The organism is Sphingomonas sp. (assembly GCF_036387535.1).
Lineage (GTDB): Bacteria > Pseudomonadota > Alphaproteobacteria > Sphingomonadales > Sphingomonadaceae > Sphingomonas_R.
This window is the reverse complement of sequence record NZ_DASVTO010000096.1, coordinates 1-14,961: the sequence shown is the minus strand read 5'-3', so window position 1 is coordinate 14,961 and position 14,961 is coordinate 1. Positions and strand designations below refer to the sequence as shown.

General features: G+C 65.7%; 19 protein-coding genes. 10 read left to right on the top strand and 9 right to left on the bottom strand.

Going from position 1 to position 14,961, the window contains the following annotated elements; all coding sequences use genetic code 11:
• The coding region (locus tag VF649_RS08880; RefSeq protein WP_331011599.1) for a hypothetical protein at nucleotides 1-253 on the bottom strand (253 nt) is incomplete at its 3' end.
• Between the two features lie 127 nt (nucleotides 254-380).
• Between VF649_RS08880 and fliG the strand changes: the two genes are divergently transcribed.
• The gene (gene fliG, locus VF649_RS08875) at nucleotides 381-1,400 is read left to right on the top strand and encodes a flagellar motor switch protein FliG (protein ID WP_331011601.1); all 1,020 of its coding nucleotides are present in this window, start codon (nucleotides 381-383) and stop codon (nucleotides 1,398-1,400) included.
• Between the two features lie 10 nt (nucleotides 1,401-1,410).
• Entirely contained in the window at nucleotides 1,411-2,067 is a 657-nt protein-coding gene (locus tag VF649_RS08870) for a FliH/SctL family protein (RefSeq protein WP_331011598.1), read from the top strand.
• A gap of 128 nt (nucleotides 2,068-2,195) precedes the next feature.
• Here VF649_RS08870 and VF649_RS08865 read toward each other — a convergent pair whose 3' ends face one another.
• The 5 genes from VF649_RS08865 to flgC are packed head-to-tail and all read right to left on the bottom strand — an operon-like array spanning nucleotide 2,196 to nucleotide 5,039.
• A complete protein-coding gene (locus VF649_RS08865) occupies nucleotides 2,196-3,260 on the bottom strand; it encodes a flagellar type III secretion system protein FlhB (protein ID WP_331011597.1) in 1,065 nt (354 codons plus the stop codon).
• A gap of 4 nt (nucleotides 3,261-3,264) precedes the next feature.
• Nucleotides 3,265-4,035 carry a flagellar biosynthetic protein FliR gene (locus VF649_RS08860; RefSeq protein WP_331011596.1) on the bottom strand — a complete coding sequence of 257 codons (771 nt, stop codon included), beginning with the start codon at nucleotides 4,033-4,035 and terminating at the stop codon, nucleotides 3,265-3,267.
• Nucleotide 4,036: 1 nt separating this feature from the next.
• The gene (gene fliQ, locus VF649_RS08855) at nucleotides 4,037-4,300 is read right to left on the bottom strand and encodes a flagellar biosynthesis protein FliQ (RefSeq protein WP_331011595.1); all 264 of its coding nucleotides are present in this window, start codon (nucleotides 4,298-4,300) and stop codon (nucleotides 4,037-4,039) included.
• The gene (locus VF649_RS08850) at nucleotides 4,300-4,620 is read right to left on the bottom strand and encodes a flagellar hook-basal body complex protein FliE (protein ID WP_331011594.1); all 321 of its coding nucleotides are present in this window, start codon (nucleotides 4,618-4,620) and stop codon (nucleotides 4,300-4,302) included. The genes fliQ and VF649_RS08850 overlap by 1 nt, the downstream gene beginning before the upstream one ends.
• A gap of 11 nt (nucleotides 4,621-4,631) precedes the next feature.
• Nucleotides 4,632-5,039: a flagellar basal body rod protein FlgC gene (gene flgC / locus VF649_RS08845; protein WP_331011593.1), complete on the bottom strand. Its 408-nt coding sequence runs from the start codon at nucleotides 5,037-5,039 to the stop codon at nucleotides 4,632-4,634.
• 144 nt (nucleotides 5,040-5,183) lie between these two features.
• Here flgC and VF649_RS08840 point away from each other — a divergent pair, with 144 nt between their 5' ends.
• The 3 genes from VF649_RS08840 to fliP are packed head-to-tail and all read left to right on the top strand — an operon-like array spanning nucleotide 5,184 to nucleotide 6,524.
• Entirely contained in the window at nucleotides 5,184-5,420 is a 237-nt protein-coding gene (locus tag VF649_RS08840) for a FliM/FliN family flagellar motor switch protein (RefSeq protein WP_331011592.1), read from the top strand.
• Nucleotides 5,420-5,806 carry a flagellar biosynthetic protein FliO gene (locus VF649_RS08835; protein ID WP_331011591.1) on the top strand — a complete coding sequence of 129 codons (387 nt, stop codon included), beginning with the start codon at nucleotides 5,420-5,422 and terminating at the stop codon, nucleotides 5,804-5,806. Before VF649_RS08840 ends, VF649_RS08835 begins: the two co-directional genes overlap by 1 nt.
• Nucleotides 5,807-5,822: 16 nt before the next feature.
• On the top strand, nucleotides 5,823-6,524 hold the full coding sequence (fliP, locus tag VF649_RS08830) for a flagellar type III secretion system pore protein FliP (RefSeq protein WP_331011600.1): 702 nt from the start codon (nucleotides 5,823-5,825) through the stop codon (nucleotides 6,522-6,524).
• Nucleotides 6,525-6,721: 197 nt separating this feature from the next.
• On the opposite strand, the gene VF649_RS08825 is transcribed toward fliP, so the two are convergent.
• Together VF649_RS08825 and VF649_RS08820 are read right to left on the bottom strand one after the other, a co-directional pair.
• Nucleotides 6,722-7,567, bottom strand: a complete 846-nt coding sequence (locus VF649_RS08825; protein ID WP_331011590.1) for an MBL fold metallo-hydrolase — start codon at nucleotides 7,565-7,567, stop codon at nucleotides 6,722-6,724.
• A 55-nt stretch (nucleotides 7,568-7,622) separates the two neighbouring features.
• Entirely contained in the window at nucleotides 7,623-7,817 is a 195-nt protein-coding gene (locus VF649_RS08820) for a hypothetical protein (RefSeq protein WP_331011589.1), read from the bottom strand.
• Nucleotides 7,818-8,016: 199 nt separating this feature from the next.
• On the opposite strand from VF649_RS08820, the gene glf reads away from it, so the two are divergent.
• The 3 genes from glf to VF649_RS08805 all read left to right on the top strand — a co-directional run bounded on the left by glf (nucleotide 8,017) and on the right by VF649_RS08805 (nucleotide 11,939).
• Entirely contained in the window at nucleotides 8,017-10,317 is a 2,301-nt protein-coding gene (gene glf, locus VF649_RS08815; RefSeq protein ID WP_331011588.1) for a UDP-galactopyranose mutase, read from the top strand.
• A gap of 195 nt (nucleotides 10,318-10,512) precedes the next feature.
• A complete protein-coding gene (locus VF649_RS08810) occupies nucleotides 10,513-11,367 on the top strand; it encodes a manganese catalase family protein (protein ID WP_331011587.1) in 855 nt (284 codons plus the stop codon).
• A gap of 20 nt (nucleotides 11,368-11,387) precedes the next feature.
• Nucleotides 11,388-11,939 (top strand): DUF892 family protein, encoded by a 552-nt coding sequence (locus tag VF649_RS08805; RefSeq protein ID WP_331011586.1) that lies wholly within the window; start codon nucleotides 11,388-11,390, stop codon nucleotides 11,937-11,939.
• 4 nt (nucleotides 11,940-11,943) lie between these two features.
• Here the strand turns inward: VF649_RS08805 and VF649_RS08800 are convergent, their stop codons facing one another.
• Nucleotides 11,944-14,094 carry an SDR family oxidoreductase gene (locus tag VF649_RS08800; protein ID WP_331011585.1) on the bottom strand — a complete coding sequence of 717 codons (2,151 nt, stop codon included), beginning with the start codon at nucleotides 14,092-14,094 and terminating at the stop codon, nucleotides 11,944-11,946.
• A gap of 184 nt (nucleotides 14,095-14,278) precedes the next feature.
• Here VF649_RS08800 and VF649_RS08795 point away from each other — a divergent pair, with 184 nt between their 5' ends.
• Entirely contained in the window at nucleotides 14,279-14,485 is a 207-nt protein-coding gene (locus VF649_RS08795) for a hypothetical protein (RefSeq protein WP_331011584.1), read from the top strand.
• Nucleotides 14,485-14,961: chemotaxis protein CheB (locus VF649_RS08790; RefSeq protein ID WP_331011583.1), on the top strand; the 477-nt coding region annotated here is incomplete at its 3' end. The genes VF649_RS08795 and VF649_RS08790, both read left to right, overlap by 1 nt.

Here is a 14,961-nt window from a genome sequence, read left to right as displayed (position 1 = left end):
CGCCAGTGCCCAAGGTGGACGGCTTGTCGACGACTGTCCGCATCGCACGGATTCTCGAAACCTGAACCGGTTCGGAATCGGCCGTCGCCTTGGCTTTCCAGGGGGGTGTCGACTCCGGTGTGGTGAACGCGGCCTTTGCGGCACGTTGTGCGCGCGATTCGAAGGTGGCCGACGCGTTGCTCAGCGCGGTCATCCCTCCGAAATCCCCGGTCAGCAGTCCGAGTCCTACAAGGCTGTTGGTGACATTGCTCATCATTTCCTCGCTGGGACACCCGGTCCGCCGTTCCACCTCTATAATAGGAAGAAGTTAACGTCCGTGGTGCAAACATGCCTGAATTCCTAAGGCCGGACTTCCACAGGGAGATGTTCTAGTGGCGATTATGGTGGCAGAACCGCCCGAGCTGAAGAAATACTCGGGCTCCGAACGTGCTGCTGCGCTGATGCTGATCCTGGGCAAGGATCACGGCGCACCGATTTGGGAGCATCTGACGGTCGACGAGATCAAGGACCTGTCTGCTCAGATCGCGCTTCTGGGACGCATTCCGTCGCCGGTCGCGCAGCATCTGCTGATCGCGTTTTCCGGCGAAGTCACCAGCATGAACACGCTCCACGGTTCGTATGAAACGGCCGAGAAGCTGCTCGACGGCATCTTGCCATCGGACCGCGTCAAGGAGATCATGGAAGACATCCGCGGCCCCGCGGGCCGGACGATGTGGGACAAATTGTCCAACGTGTCCGAAACCGTGCTCGCCGGATATCTGAAGAACGAATATCCGCAGACCGTCGCGGTCATCCTGTCCAAGCTGAAGCCCGACCACGCCGCACGCGTGCTCGGGCAATTGCCGCAGGACATTGCCACCGACGTCATCCAGCGCATGCTGAAGATGGAGACCGTCCAAAAGGAAGTGCTGCTCCAGGTGGAAGCCACGCTGCGCTCCGAATTCATGAGCAACCTGTCGCGTGCGCAACGCCGCGATCCCCACGAGTCGATGGCCGAAGTGTTCAACGCGATGGACCGAACGACCGAGGAAGCGATGCTGGGCGCGCTCGACGAGCATTGGCCGGACAGCGCCGAGCGTATTCGTGCATTGATGTTCACGTTCGAGGATCTGGGCACGCTGATGCCGAGCGCGATCTCCGCGATCGTGCGGCAGGCGGACAAGCGGCAGATGGCTCTCGCGCTCAAGGGCGCGCCGGATCACATCCGCCAGCTGTTCCTGGGCACGATGACCGAACGCTCGGGCAAGCTGATGCGCGAGGATATGGCCAGCATGGGCCCGGTCCGTTCGCGCGATTGCGAGGAAGCGCAGAATGCGCTGGTCCGTCTGGCCAAGCAACTCGCCGACCAGGGCGAGATCATGCTGGCCGATTCCAAGGCCGACGATACGATGATCGTTTGAGGAGCGGATCATGGACCAGAGCTTCCACATCCGCCCCTATGCGTTCGACCGCGTGTTCGAAGTTGGCGGCGGCGAAGCCCGTGCCGAATCGCACGAGGAATTGCGCGTGCGCATCGCCGTGCTGGAGGCCGAACTGGCCCTGGCCCGCGACGACCGCGATGCTATCGCGGCCGGCGCGCGCGCGATGGGTTATGACGAGGCGATCGCGGAACGCCGTGCCGAGAGCGAGACCGCGCTGCTCGCGGCCGTCGACGCGTTGCACGCCGCCGTGGAGAGCGTCGACGCGCAATTGGAGGATATCGCGGGCGATAGCACCCGGATCGCGGCCGAAGTCGCGCTGAGCGCGGCCCAGTTCCTGGCGGCCCGCGCGTTCGAAGCCTCGCCGGGCGCGGCCATCGATGCCGCCATCGGCCGCGTGCTGGGTCAAGTCGCGCGCGGCCAGGAAATCCAGGTGACGGTCGCCCCGAACATGGTCGAGGACGTCGAGCGCCTGATCGCGGCACGGCAGGCCGGCGAACGCCGCCGGTTGGCGCTCAGCGTCGTCGGCGATCCCGCGCTGTCGGGCGGTGACGCCCACATTCACTGGGACCGGGGGGGTGTGGTGCTCGATGCGGCACAGCGGCTGGCGGCGGTGCACGAGGCACTCGGCGGGTTGACGCTGGACTGACAGACGTTCGGACCGGGAACGAACAAAGGGGGCGACCGTCGCGCGGTTCGCCCCCTTTGTTATTTGCGGTGCACAGTGGAACGCGCGCCGGAACGGTGTGCAGCCGGACGCTTCGACTGCGCTGCGGATCAGGCCTTCTTGCGCTTTGCCAGACGCATGACGTAGCCGATGATCTCCGCGACGGCGGCATAATGTTCGATCGGGATCGGGCGATCGATCTCGGCCGAGGCGTAGAGTGCGCGCGCAAGCGGGCGGTTTTCGACCAGCGGGACCCCGGCGGCAGTGGCGACTTCGCGAATCTTCAGGGCGAGCGTGTCGACGCCTTTCGCGACGACGATCGGCGCGCCCGTCTTGCCGTGTTCGTACTTCAGCGCGATGGCATAATGGGTCGGGTTGGTGATGATGACGCTGGCTTCGGGAACCGCGGCCATCATTCGGCGGCGCGAGCGCTGCATGGCGATGGCGCGGATCTTTGCCTTGATCTTGGGATCGCCTTCGCTGTCCTTGTGCTCGTCCTTCAATTCCTGAAGCGACATGCGCAGCTTGGCGATCCACTTGCGGCGCTGATAGATCAGATCGGCGGCGGCGATCACCCCGACCGCCATCGCGACGGCGCGCAGCACCGCCGCGACGACGCCGGATGCGGCTCGGCCGACTTCGGCCGGATCCGCGCCGACCAGCGTATCCAGCGCGGTGGCGTGCGGCCAGGCGACCCAGACGACGGCAGCGATGACGACGCCCAGCTTGGCGAGCGTCTTGGCGAATTCGACCATTGCGGCGACCGTGTAGATGCGTTTGAAGCCGGCGACGGGATTGACCTTGTTGAACTTGGGCGCGATCCGCGAAAAGGCGATGGTCGGCATGCCCGCCGTCAGCGGCGCCAGGATCGCGAGCACGACCAGCACGGCGAACAGCGGCGCCAGCGCGGTGGCGACGGCGGCGAACAGGCCGGTGACGATGCTCTGTACGCCATCGGGGGCGAGGGTGAAATCGTCGGCGCGTTCCCACAGCCGAACGATCAGCGTCGCGAGCCGTTCGAACGCGTGAACCCCCAGGCTGCCGGTGACGATGAGCGCGCCGATGAAGATCGCCGCGTGGCGCATTTCCGGGGCGGTCGGAAGATCGCCCCGGCCCCGTGCATCCGCCAACCGTTTGCCGGATGGGGCGTGTGTCTTCTGGTCCTTGTCCGCCACGGCGTCAGCCGCCCAGGCCGGTCTGCATCCACGCGCCGAAGCTGGCGGCGAAGGCATTGAGCATGGCGCCGCCGAGCACCGCGAACAGCGCGATTCCCGCGACCAGGTTCAGCGGCTGGGCGATGAAGAACACCTGGATCGCCGGCGCGACCCGCGCGGCCAGCCCCAGCCCGACGTTGAAGACCAGCCCATAGACGATCATCGGCGCCGCCAGCCCGACCGCGAGCGCCAGCGAACGAGTCGCGGTGGCGATCGCCAACTGCGCGAAATCCCCCGCCGGCGGCAGACCGCCGACGGGAAAGGTCTGATAGCTTTTCACGATCGCCAGGATCCATTGATGGTGGACCAGCATGGCCATGCACATCACACTGGCGCTGACCGACAGGAATTTCGTCAGGACGGTCGCGGCGCCGCCCTGCATCGAATCGGGCATGATCGCCGAGGTCAGGCCGACCTGCAGGCTGATGATCGATCCCGCCGCCGCGACCGCCAGAAACATCAGCCGCACCAGCATGCCAAGCCCGAGCCCGATCAGCACTTCGACGATCAGCACGCCGGGCAGCGCATCCATATCGCGCGCATGCGGCAACACCTGCGGCGACAACAGTCCCCACATCGCCAGCGTCATCCCAAAGGCCAGCATCAGCCGTACCCGGCTGGGCACCGCATCTTCCGAAAACACCGGCAGCAGCATCAGCACCGCGCCCACCCGCCCGAACAGCAGCAGGAAGGCGCTGGCGTCGACGGGCAGCGCGGCGAGCAGCGCAGGATCCATGTCAGCCCGCGATGATCTTGTCGGAGATCAGATGCGTGAAATCCGCCAGCGCATGGCCCATCATCGGCAGCGTCATAAGCAGGACGATGCCCATCGAGAGTACCTTGGGCACGAACGTGAGCGTCTGTTCCTGGATCTGGGTGACCGCCTGAACCAGGCTGACGACGAGCCCAACGATGAGCGAAGTGGCGAGCAGGGGGCCGCAGACCGTCAGTACGACGACCAGCGCGGCACGGGCGATTTCGATGACGTCGGTGCCGGTCATCAGATCTGCAACCGCATGATGTCCTGATACGCGCTGACCATTCGGTCGCGGACCGCGACGACGGTGTCGAGCGCGGTTTCCGCCGCCCCCATCGCCGTCACCACGTCGATGAGGTCGCCCCTGCCCGCGACCTGCTTGGCACTCGCGCCTTCGGCCGCGCGCATCGACGTGGCGGCGTTGCCGACCATCTGTTCGATCATCTCGCCGAACCCGCCGCCGCCGGGCGAGGAGACAGGGCGGGCGAGGCCGCCGCCGCCGGCCTTGCCGACGTTGAGGGCGCGGCCATAAGCAGAGGCCGCGTCGAGGGCACCGATGGACATGGGCATGATCCTTATTTCAGGAGGTCGATGGTGCGCATCGTCAGCGTCTTGGCCGCTTCGATCGCGTTCAGATTGGCTTCGTAGGAACGCTGCGCCGCTTTCATGTCGGCGGACTCGATCAGCGTGTTGACGTTAGGCATCAGGACATAGCCCTTGGCGTCCGCCGACGGGTGGCCCGGCTGATAGACGCGGGTGAAGTCGCTGCGGTCATTGTCGATGCGGTCGATCTTGACCGAACTGGCACCGGTGACCCGATCGACTTCGGAGCGGAAGCTGGGCACCTTGCGCCGATACGGATCGCCGCCGGGCATTTGCGCGACGGAATCCGCATTCGCCAGATTCTCCGCGATCACCCGCATCCTTAGCGACTGCGCGCGCAGTCCCGAGGATGACACCCTTACCGCATTGTCGAGATCCATCGCATCGTGCCTCGTTCGGCCGCGTCTTTGCCGCCGTCCTTTCCTTTCTAGGCAAAAAGTGCCGGGTCCGGTCGGGGGGCGGCAATTCTTTCCTACAAAGCGATCAAGGCCCTGTGAGAACGCGGGGCAGCGACGAGGGAAACGATGTCCGCGATCGAAGATATCTTCATCGACATATCGGTGGTGCTGGGTTCGACCAACATCCCGGTCCGCCAGATCCTGCGCATGGGGCGCGGCGCGATGATCCCGTTGGACAGCAGCCACGACGATCCGTCGTTGGTCTATGTCAACGGCAAGCTGGTCGCCAAGGGGCGCGTGCTGGTGAACGAGGACGTGATGTCCCTGGAGATCACCACGATCGTAAAGCGAGGCGCTTTCTGATGGAAGTCGTTGCGCTGCTGCGCACGATGGGTGGATTGGGCGTCGTCCTGGGCTTGCTGGCGGGTGCGCTGTGGGTCGTGCGCCGTTACGATATCGCGCTGCCCGGCCGGGTCGGCGGCGGCACCAACCGCCGCGTCGAACTGGTCGAGCGTATCCAGATCGACGCTAAGCGCTCCGTCATTCTGGTCCGCCGGGACGACCGCGAGCATCTGTTCGTGCTGGCCCCCGATGGCGCCACGATCCTGGAAACCCGCATCATGCGCGCCGCCGAAGAAGCGGCGGACGCACAAGCCAACGCACGCGACACCGACGAGTTGTCGGGCGCGGAGCCATCGCGCGACATGGTGCTATGTGCCTCGTTGGAAGAGGATTGGTTCCGTGGCTAAATGGCTGCGCGCCGCCATGTTGCTGGCTTTGACGATGGCGCCCAGCGCGGCCTGGGCCCAGAGCGCGACCGTCGCGCTGGGCGAGGGGACGTTGTCGGCCAAGGCCATCCAGCTCATCATGATGCTGACGGTGCTGAGCCTGGCGCCCGGCATCCTGATGACGGTGACGTCGTTCACCCGCATCGTCGTCGCGCTGTCGCTGTTGCGCAGCGGGCTAGGCGCGCAGGGCGTACCGCCCAATCCCGTCATCCTGAGCCTGGCGCTGTTCCTGTCCTTCTTCGTCATGGCGCCGACCTTCGAGCAGGCGTGGCGGGAGGGTGTGCAGCCCTATACCGCAGGCAAGGCGACCGAGGCGCAGGCGTTCGAGCGCACCACCGAACCATTCCGCAAGTTCATGCTCACGCAGGTCCGTGACGACGACCTGGGGCTGTTCGTCAAGCTGGCCAAGAGCGCACCGGTGGCCCGGCCGCAGACGCCGCTGACCACCCTGGTCCCCGCCTTCATGATATCGGAGCTGCGCCGTTCGTTCGAGATCGGTTTCCTGCTGCTGCTGCCGTTCCTGGTCATCGACATGGCGGTGTCCGCCATCCTGATGGCGATGGGCATGATGATGCTGCCGCCGACGTCGATAGCCTTGCCATGCAAGATCATCTTCTTCGTGCTGGTCGACGGCTGGGCACTGGTATGCGGGTCGCTGGTCAAGAGTTTCGGAACCTAGATCAGCGCACAGCAACCGGCGGCAGGCATAACCTCGCCTCCGACCGCACATACGAGGCGGCAGGAGAGGACGAGGCCATGCTGCGCTTTCCTTCGTCTGGAGAGCGGTGCAGCTATCCGTCGGCGATCCACGCGCTGAGCGCGGTTCTGGCGCTGGCGTGCGTGGGGCTGGTTGTCGCGCTCGAGTAACCCGGTCCGCTAACCTTGGTTGTGACCGGCGAGCAATTCGAACTCGACGGCGTCGTGCGCGCAGAACATGCGCATGTCCGCGGCATGGATCACCGAACGGTGACGCAGCGCGGCCTGGTTCTTGAGGCGCGCCTTGCGATCGACTTCCATCAGCGTTTGATAGGCTCGCAGGCCCGGGGGGCATTCGCGCGCCGGTGCGCCGACTTCGCCGTGGTGGAAATACGCGTCCCCGGCGTAGAACAACCAGCGTCCGCCATCCTCGCGCACCGCGACCCCGGCATGTCCCCAGGTATGTCCGGCAAGGGGCACGAGCAGGATTTCCGGCGGCAGGCCCTTCAGATCGCGGACCGCGTCGAAGCCGAACCACGGCTCGCCGCCGCCCATCGGATAGAGCGCCCAATCCTGCGCCTCGTCCCATTGCTGCGGGCGATAGCGCTTGCGCGACACGAAGGCGTTGCCGCGGCGTTCGTCGGCGACTTCCTTTTCGCGCGCGGTCACGTGGACGGTGGCGTTCGGGAAATCCTCGATCCCACCAGCGTGATCGAAATCTAGGTGGGTGACGACGATGTGGCGAACGTCGCGTGCGTCGAAGCCAAGCGCACGGACCTGCGCCAGCGCCGTTTCCTCTGGCCGCAATTGCGGGCGGGTCAGCGCCATCAGGACATCCGACATGCGCGCATGCGGCGCCGCGATGTCGCGCGTGCCATAGCCGGTGTCGACCAGGATCAGTCCGGCGTCGCTTTCGATCAACAGGCAATGGCAGACCAGATGCGCGCTGGCGCCCACGGTATGGCCGTCGAACAGGCGGCCGCCGGCCGGGCAGCATGTGCCGCAATTCAGATGATGGATGCGCATGGCGGTTCCTTTCGGTCCGGCAGGGGGAGGACCGGGGTGAGGATCGGGGGGAGGATCAAGACAGGCGCTGGCGCGTGCGGCGTTGCAACGCTGGCGTGCGCGCGGCCCAGCGGCCCCAGACGATCGCCGAAAGGGCCAGCATGCCGACAGCTAACAGCGGCAAGACCGCGCGTGCAGGTGCAGGTGCCGTCACCGGTATCGCGACGGGGGCCGTGACGATGCCATCGGGCTGGGTGGCTGGCAGGGACATGGCCGCTCCGTCTGTTTCGAACCGGCTGATGCTAGACGATGCGGGGGCGGCCGTTATCAATCTGTATCAGCCACTTCCGCAGATAGGCTGGGGAACCAGGACCGGCCGCGGAATGTTCTCCTATTCCTAGTCGATGTTAGCGCCAGTTTCGCGCCGCAGCCCCAAGCACGGTGTCGAAGGGCGTTTCTGCGGAGCGTCCATGAAAGCTTTCTCACCCGTCGCGCGTGCCGATACCCGTGGCACAAAGCCCGTCCTGCTCTGTTTCTCGCATCTGCGATGGCAGTTCGTATTCCAGCGGCCGCAGCATCTGATGCACCGCTTCGCGCAGACGCACCGGGTGATCGTGTGGGAAGAACCGATCTTCGATGCCGGCACCGAGCCGCATGTGGTGAGCGCACCCGCTGGCGACGTCGATATCACCGTGGTCACGCCGCACCTGCCCGACGCACTGGCCGAGGATGCGCGGGACGCGGCATTGAAGTCCCTCCTCGACGCCTATGTCGCGGGCGAGCGGCTGGCGATCCGCTGGTATTATACGCCGATGATGTTCGGCTTTTCAGGGCACCTGGAGGCAGGCTGCACCGTTTACGATTGCATGGACGAATTGTCCGCGTTCCGCTTCGCCCCGCCCGAATTGCTGGCGCGCGAAGCGGCGCTGCTGAAGGCGGCCGATGTCGTCTTTACCGGCGGCTATAGCCTGTACGAGGCCAAGCGCGGGCGCCACGCCGACGTTCGGCCGTTCCCCTCCAGCGTCGATACCGCGCATTTCGGCCGTGCCCGCGCGTCCGCCGCGCGTCCTGCCGACGCGGAGCCGCGCCTGGGATTCTATGGCGTGATCGACGAGCGGATGGACCTGGCGCTGCTCGCCGCGGTCGCCGATGCGCGGCCGGATTGGACGATCGAAGTCGTCGGTCCGGTCGTCAAGCTGGACGCAGCCGATCTGCCGCAGCGGCCTAACCTGATCTACACCGGCCCGCGCACGTATGACGAGCTGCCGGCGACGCTGGCGGGGTGGGACGTGGCGCTCATGCCGTTCGCGATCAACGACGCGACCCGCTTCATCAGCCCGACCAAGACGCCCGAATATCTGGCGGCGGGGCGCCCCGTCGTGTCGACTCCGATCATCGACGTGGCGCGCCATTACGGCACGCTGGAAGGTGTGAAGATCGCCGCCGGGGTCGATCGGTTCGTCGAATGCTGCGACGAGGCGCTGGCCTTGTCGCGCGGCGGCAAGGCGTGGCTGGAGCCGGTCGACGCCCTGCTGGACGTGATGTCGTGGGATCGGACGGCAGCCGAGATGCTGTCCGCGGTCGATGAAGCGGTCGCGGCGAAGCGCCTGGCGCGCAAGGCGCCGTTGCGCAAAAGCTATGATTATGTCGTGGTCGGCGCAGGCTTTGCCGGCGCGGTGATGGCCGAGCGGCTGGCGGCGGACGGCGGTTATCAGGTGCTGGTGATCGATCGCCGCCCGCATGTCGCCGGCAATGCCTATGACCGGCTGGATGCCGCGGGGGTGATGATCCACCAATATGGCCCGCACATCTTCCACACCAACAGCAACGATATCGTCGAATATCTGTCGCGCTTCACCGATTGGCGCCCCTACGAACACCGCGTATTAGCGGACGTGCGGGGCAAGCAGGTGCCGATTCCGATCAACCGTACCACGCTGAACACGCTGTACGGCCTGGAGTTGAAGACCGACGAGGACGCCGCGGCCTATCTGGCGTCGCGCGCCGAGCCGGTGGGTGAGATCAAGACGTCCGAGGATGTCGTTGTCTCCGCAGTGGGGCGCGAACTCTATGAGACGTTCTTTCGCGGTTATACGCGCAAGCAATGGGGCCTCGATCCCTCCGAGCTGGACAAGGCGGTAACCGCGCGCGTGCCGACCCGCACCAACACCGACGATCGGTATTTCAACGACACGTTCCAGGCGATGCCCGCGCAAGGGTTTACCCGGATGTTCGAACGGATGCTGGATCACCCCAACATCGAATTGCTGCTGGGCGTCGACTTCGCCGATGTGGTCGAGCAGATCGGGTACGACAAATTGGTATTTACCGGGCCGATCGACGAATATTTCGGGCATCGCTACGGCAAACTGCCGTATCGGTCGCTGCGCTTCCGCCACGAAACGGTCGACCAGCCGCATTATCAGCCCGTGGCGGTGGTCAATTACCCCGACGAAGCGGTGCCCTACACCCGTATCACCGAATACAAGCATCTGACCGGCCAGGTCGCGCCGGTGACCAGCATCACCTATGAATATCCCGCGGCCGAGGGCGACCCGTATTACCCGATTCCGCGCGAAGAGAACCAGGCGTTGTTCAAACGCTACGAAGCGCTGGCCTTGGCGGAAGAGGATGTGGTGTTCGTCGGTCGGCTGGCGACGTATCGCTATTACAACATGGACCAGGTGGTGGGACAAGCGCTGGCAACCTATCGCCGGTTGTACGAAAAGCAGAGTGCGGCGATTTCGACGCGCTCCGTGGCAGCGAGTTGATCGAGGTCAATGACGGATAGGCCGGCGGACAATCTTGCTGCCAGCCTATCGGATTTCGGGGAAGGCTTCGTTTCGGGACCAGCGTGTTTTTACCTGATTTCTATCAGGTTACACCCGAAACATGGAAACCTTGATACTAGTCCGCGTCTTTGAAGTGGAGCCAAGCCGGCGACATTCCACTCCGGAGACATCGACATGTATTATCATGACAAGCGGCTGCAATATCCCGTCACCGTGACCGAACCCGATCCCGCCTTCGCGCGCATGCTTCAGCAGGCGATCGGCGGGGTCGAGGGCGAAATTCGCGTGTGCATGCAATATTTCTTTCAGGCCTGGGGCAATCGATCCCCGGTCAGCAAATATCGCGATCTGCTGCTGCACACCGCGACCGAGGAAATTGGCCATATCGAGATGCTGGCGCACGCAGTCGCGCTGAACCTGGAAAAGGCGCCGGCGCATCTGCAGGAAGAAGGCGTCAAGGACTCGATCGTCGGCGCTGTGATGGGCGGCGAGAATCCGCGGCACAAGGTGGAGGGTATCATCCACAAGAACCTGCTGTCGAGCGGACTGGCCGCGATGCCAATGGATTCCGATGGCGTGCCGTTCAACATGAGCAACATCTACGCCAGCGGCAACATCGCCGCCGACATGTATTGCAACGTTGCGGCCGAAGCGACGGGACGCGTGCTCGCGGTGCGGCTGTTCAACGCGGCCCATGACGAGGGCATGAAGAAGATGCTCCATTACCTGATCGCACGCGACACGATGCACCAGCAGCAATGGCTGTCGGTGATCGAGGAACTGGGCGGCGTCCCCGGCAATCTGCCGATCCCGAACAGCTTCCCGCAGGAGATGGAAGATCAGGCGAACAACTACAATTTCTACGCGACGTCGGTGGACGGATCGGTTCCGGAGGGCCGTTGGACATCCGGGCCGTCGCTGGACGGCCGCGACACGTTCACCGTGTTCCGTAACGAGCCGCTGGGCGAGGAGCCGGTGTTGGGCCGCGCCCGGCCGGACAGCGGCGCGCAGGCCGATCAGATCGCCTGACGAACGGCGGGGCGGCGCCGGTGGTGCCGCCCCTTTTCTTTACGAAAGGAAGAACCATGACCCACCAGGACGTCATCAAATCGGTTTTTATCACGGGACTGAAGAATGCGCACGGTGTCGAGCATCAGGCGCTGGGTCTGATCGATCGGCAGCTCGATCATCTGGAGCATTATCCGCAAGTCGCCGACAAGCTGCGCCTTCATCGTGGCGAGACGGAAGAGCAGATCCTGCGGCTCGAGGAAATCCTCGAAGAGTTCGGTGAACAGCGATCCCTGCTGAAGGACATGACGCTGGCCCTCAGCGGTAACATGGCCGCAATCGCCCACGTCTTTGCGCCGGACGAAATCCTGAAGAACACCTTCGCCAATTTCGCGTTCGAGAATTTCGAGGCCGCGGCCTACAAATCGCTCATCACGTTGGCGGATGCGGGCAGTTTCACGCTCTGGACGCCGCTGCTCCAGCAGTCTCTCGGCGAGGAACAGCGGATGGCGGAATGGGTCGACGCGCACAACGCCGAATTGACACTGGCTTATGTCGCCCGGCGCGCTGCGGGAGAAACCGCCAGCCATTGAGGGATCAGCCGGCCCGCCGGCGTTCCCCGACATGACGCGCGATCGCATGCTCCAGCCGCGGCAACAGCTGACCGCGGCTGGAGCGTAGCGCGGCGTTGCGGGGGCGCGGCGCGCGCCATCCGAGCACTTCGGGCGATGCGGACACGATGGCACGCGCGTTCAACCCCAGCGCGCGCGCGATATCCTGCGCGAAATCACGCCAGCTGACCGGTTCCTGGTGGGTCAGATGCCACAGCCCGGTTTCGCCGTCGACCAGCAGATCGAGCAGCGCGGTGACCAGATCGGGCATGTAGGTGGGCGTCATCACATGATCGGCCGACGCCGGCAGCTGTTGCCCGTCGGCCAGCATCCGTTCGACCTGCATCGCGAAATTGCGCGTGTCGAAGGGGGAGAAGAAGCCGGCGGAGCGCACCACCAGCATGCGTTCCCCGGCTTCAAGTGCGCCGTCTTCGGCGGCCTGCTTGCTGCGTCCGTACAGGTTGAGCGGGGCGGGGGCGGCGCCTTCGTCGAAAGGGGCAGCGGTGTCGCCGAACACCAGGTCGGCGGACACGATGGTGCAATGCACGTCGCGCGCCGCGCATGCCGCCGACACGACGAGCGCGCCGTCGCGATTGGCGCTGAGGCAGGCGCGGGCGTTGTCCTCGGCGGCATCGATCCGGGTCCACCCGGCGGCGTTGACGACCGCCCAGGGGCGGTGAAGGTCGAGCGTCCGCGCCACCGCATCCGCATCCTCGATCGGCATCGTCGTGCGATCGGTGGCGACATAGCGCAGGCCGCGCAGGGCGCAGGCGCTGGTCAGCGCACGCCCCAGCGCGCCGTTTGCGCCGGTTATCAGGATCGGTCGCCCGGCGGCGGCATCGTGCGTCACCATCCGGGTCAGCGCGGGCAGCGCTACCGGCGGATGTTCCAGCCGCACATCGCGTTCCCACCAGCCCGGCTGCCGCGCGATCGCATCGACATGGGGCGGCACCGCCGCTTGTCCGGCCAGCGACGCCAGGAGTGGGGCGATCGCGGTCGCGCGCGGGGTGCCGCCGCGCACGTCATAGACGCCGGATTCGTAGGCGCCGGCATCCTTCGTGACGAGGCTGACCCAATCCATATTGCCCATCAGCGCCCAGGCGGTGAGCGCCCGGACGTCGACGCCGTCACCACGCAGGCGCTGCGCGATATCCCAGGATCGCTGGACCCAACGCACCTGTTCTTCGCGCGTGCAGCCCAGGTGGCTTTCGGTGATGGCGACGGGGACGCGATAGCGCAGCCACGCCTGACGCACTGCCGCTTCCAATCCGCCCGGTGCCGGATCGAGGATGCGGATGGCGGCCATGTCCTCGACCGGAGCGTCGGGTGACCGGCTCGCGCGCAGGTAGCGGTCGCTGGTTAGATAATGGTTCACGCCGATGATGTCCGGCGGGCAGGGGGCGTCGGCGATCACGCGCAGCCGATCCGCGAAGCCCAGCGCCACCCCCTCGGTCCACAAGGCATGGCCCGGCGTCACCATGCCGGCGAGCAGATCCCACGCCAGCCAGCGCCGGTGGTTGTAGTAATCGGCGCGGTCCTGGTACGCCGGTTCGGCAAAGGTCTCCCCCAGATCGTCGGTCTGGATCAGCCGGGCGTCGGGGATGTGGCGACGGATCGCCGCCATCGCCGCGATCGTGCCCTCCACCTGGTTCAGCACCGCCCGCCAGAACTGGCCACGATCGGTCGCGTGCGGATACCATACGCCGTACAGCGCGCTGAACCGGGCGGTGGTGAGCGGTTCGTTGACCGGCGTCCAGTCGCGCACCTGGGGGTAGCGCTGCGCCGCCGCCGCGGCATAAGCGGCGAAGCGGGGGACGAAATCTTCGGCGACCAGGCTGGTGTCCGCCGGGCCGCTGCCGTGGTGGAGCAGGCCGGCGATCGGGCGCATGCCGAGCCGTGCGATCTCCGCCAGCCGCGCGTCGGTCCATGTCCAGTCGTAATCGCCCGAGCGCGTGAGCACGCGTTCCCACAGGACAGGAAAGCGCAGCGCGCGGATGCCCAATCGGGCGAACAACGCCAGATCGGCGGGCCGATCGTGGTGGCCGGTCATGTGCAGCTGATCGCGAAAGCGATCGCCGACGCGGTTGACGGTGCATTCCACGCCGCCCCACAATTCCAGATCCGCCGTCTGCTCCACGCCTGTCATCCTTCGCGGATCACCGCGTTTCTTTGCCGTCCGGGCTATGTCGCGGCCCGAAATTTCGGTGAATACGCCCGGCAAACCGACAAATATCCACGTCCGGTGATTGCCGCTGATTTAAGATAGCGCTTTTGGCGTCTGGGGGCGTAATCTCGTGAAGCCGCTTTGGGGAGTGTGCGACATGGCTGAAGACGATAGGATGTACATGCTGCGACGTGCCGCACAGGAAAAGATGGCGGCGCTGCGTGCGTCGCCGGGTGTTGCGCGCGACGCGCACCGGGTGCTCGCCTTCGCTTACGAAGACCGGGCCGAAGCCGCACGCCGGGACGGCGAGTCCGGCGGCGATGGAGACGGCGCTACCCAGGCCGGGTGTGGCTGGCTGGCGTGATGCCGGGTCAGGGCGAGACCGGTCACGACATCGTGGTCGTCGGTGGCTCGGCGGGATCGCTGAGTGTTTTGAAGACACTGTTGGGCGCGCTGCCCGCGGGCCTGCCCGCCAGTGTTTTCATCGTCACTCATCTGCCGACGGGAATGCGATCGACGATCCCGGAACTGCTCGACCGGCTATCGCCGTTGCCGGTCGCCGCGGCCCATGACGGCGAGGCGATCGTGCCGGGGCGCGTGTATGTCGCGCCGCCGGGATCGCACATGCTGATCGTCGACGGGCACGTCAGGCTGGGCTTCGGGCCGCGCGAGAACCTGTCCCGGCCGGCGATCGACCCGTTGTTTCGATCGGCGGCGATCGCGCATGGTCGGCGAGTCGTGGGCGTGGTGCTGACGGGGATGCTGGACGACGGATCGGCGGGGCTGGCGGCGATCCGCCGCTGCGGCGGCTTGGCCGTGGTGCAGGACCCGGTCGACGCC

What these genes read in the sequence shown, in the direction of transcription:
- fliG (WP_331011601.1), top strand. Translation starts at nt 381, where the DNA reads ATGGTGGCAGAACCGCCCGAGCTGAAGAAATACTCGGGCTCCGAACGT.
- VF649_RS08870 (WP_331011598.1), top strand. Translation starts at nt 1,411, where the DNA reads ATGGACCAGAGCTTCCACATCCGCCCCTATGCGTTCGACCGCGTGTTC.
- VF649_RS08860 (WP_331011596.1), bottom strand. Translation starts at nt 4,035, where the DNA reads ATGGATCCTGCGCTGCTCGCCGCGCTGCCCGTCGACGCCAGCGCCTTC.
- fliQ (WP_331011595.1), bottom strand. Translation starts at nt 4,300, where the DNA reads ATGACCGGCACCGACGTCATCGAAATCGCCCGTGCCGCGCTGGTCGTC.
- VF649_RS08850 (WP_331011594.1), bottom strand. Translation starts at nt 4,620, where the DNA reads ATGTCCATCGGTGCCCTCGACGCGGCCTCTGCTTATGGCCGCGCCCTC.
- flgC (WP_331011593.1), bottom strand. Translation starts at nt 5,039, where the DNA reads ATGGATCTCGACAATGCGGTAAGGGTGTCATCCTCGGGACTGCGCGCG.
- VF649_RS08840 (WP_331011592.1), top strand. Translation starts at nt 5,184, where the DNA reads ATGTCCGCGATCGAAGATATCTTCATCGACATATCGGTGGTGCTGGGT.
- VF649_RS08835 (WP_331011591.1), top strand. Translation starts at nt 5,420, where the DNA reads ATGGAAGTCGTTGCGCTGCTGCGCACGATGGGTGGATTGGGCGTCGTC.
- fliP (WP_331011600.1), top strand. Translation starts at nt 5,823, where the DNA reads ATGTTGCTGGCTTTGACGATGGCGCCCAGCGCGGCCTGGGCCCAGAGC.
- VF649_RS08825 (WP_331011590.1), bottom strand. Translation starts at nt 7,567, where the DNA reads ATGCGCATCCATCATCTGAATTGCGGCACATGCTGCCCGGCCGGCGGC.
- VF649_RS08820 (WP_331011589.1), bottom strand. Translation starts at nt 7,817, where the DNA reads ATGTCCCTGCCAGCCACCCAGCCCGATGGCATCGTCACGGCCCCCGTC.
- glf (WP_331011588.1), top strand. Translation starts at nt 8,017, where the DNA reads ATGAAAGCTTTCTCACCCGTCGCGCGTGCCGATACCCGTGGCACAAAG.
- VF649_RS08810 (WP_331011587.1), top strand. Translation starts at nt 10,513, where the DNA reads ATGTATTATCATGACAAGCGGCTGCAATATCCCGTCACCGTGACCGAA.
- VF649_RS08795 (WP_331011584.1), top strand. Translation starts at nt 14,279, where the DNA reads ATGGCTGAAGACGATAGGATGTACATGCTGCGACGTGCCGCACAGGAA.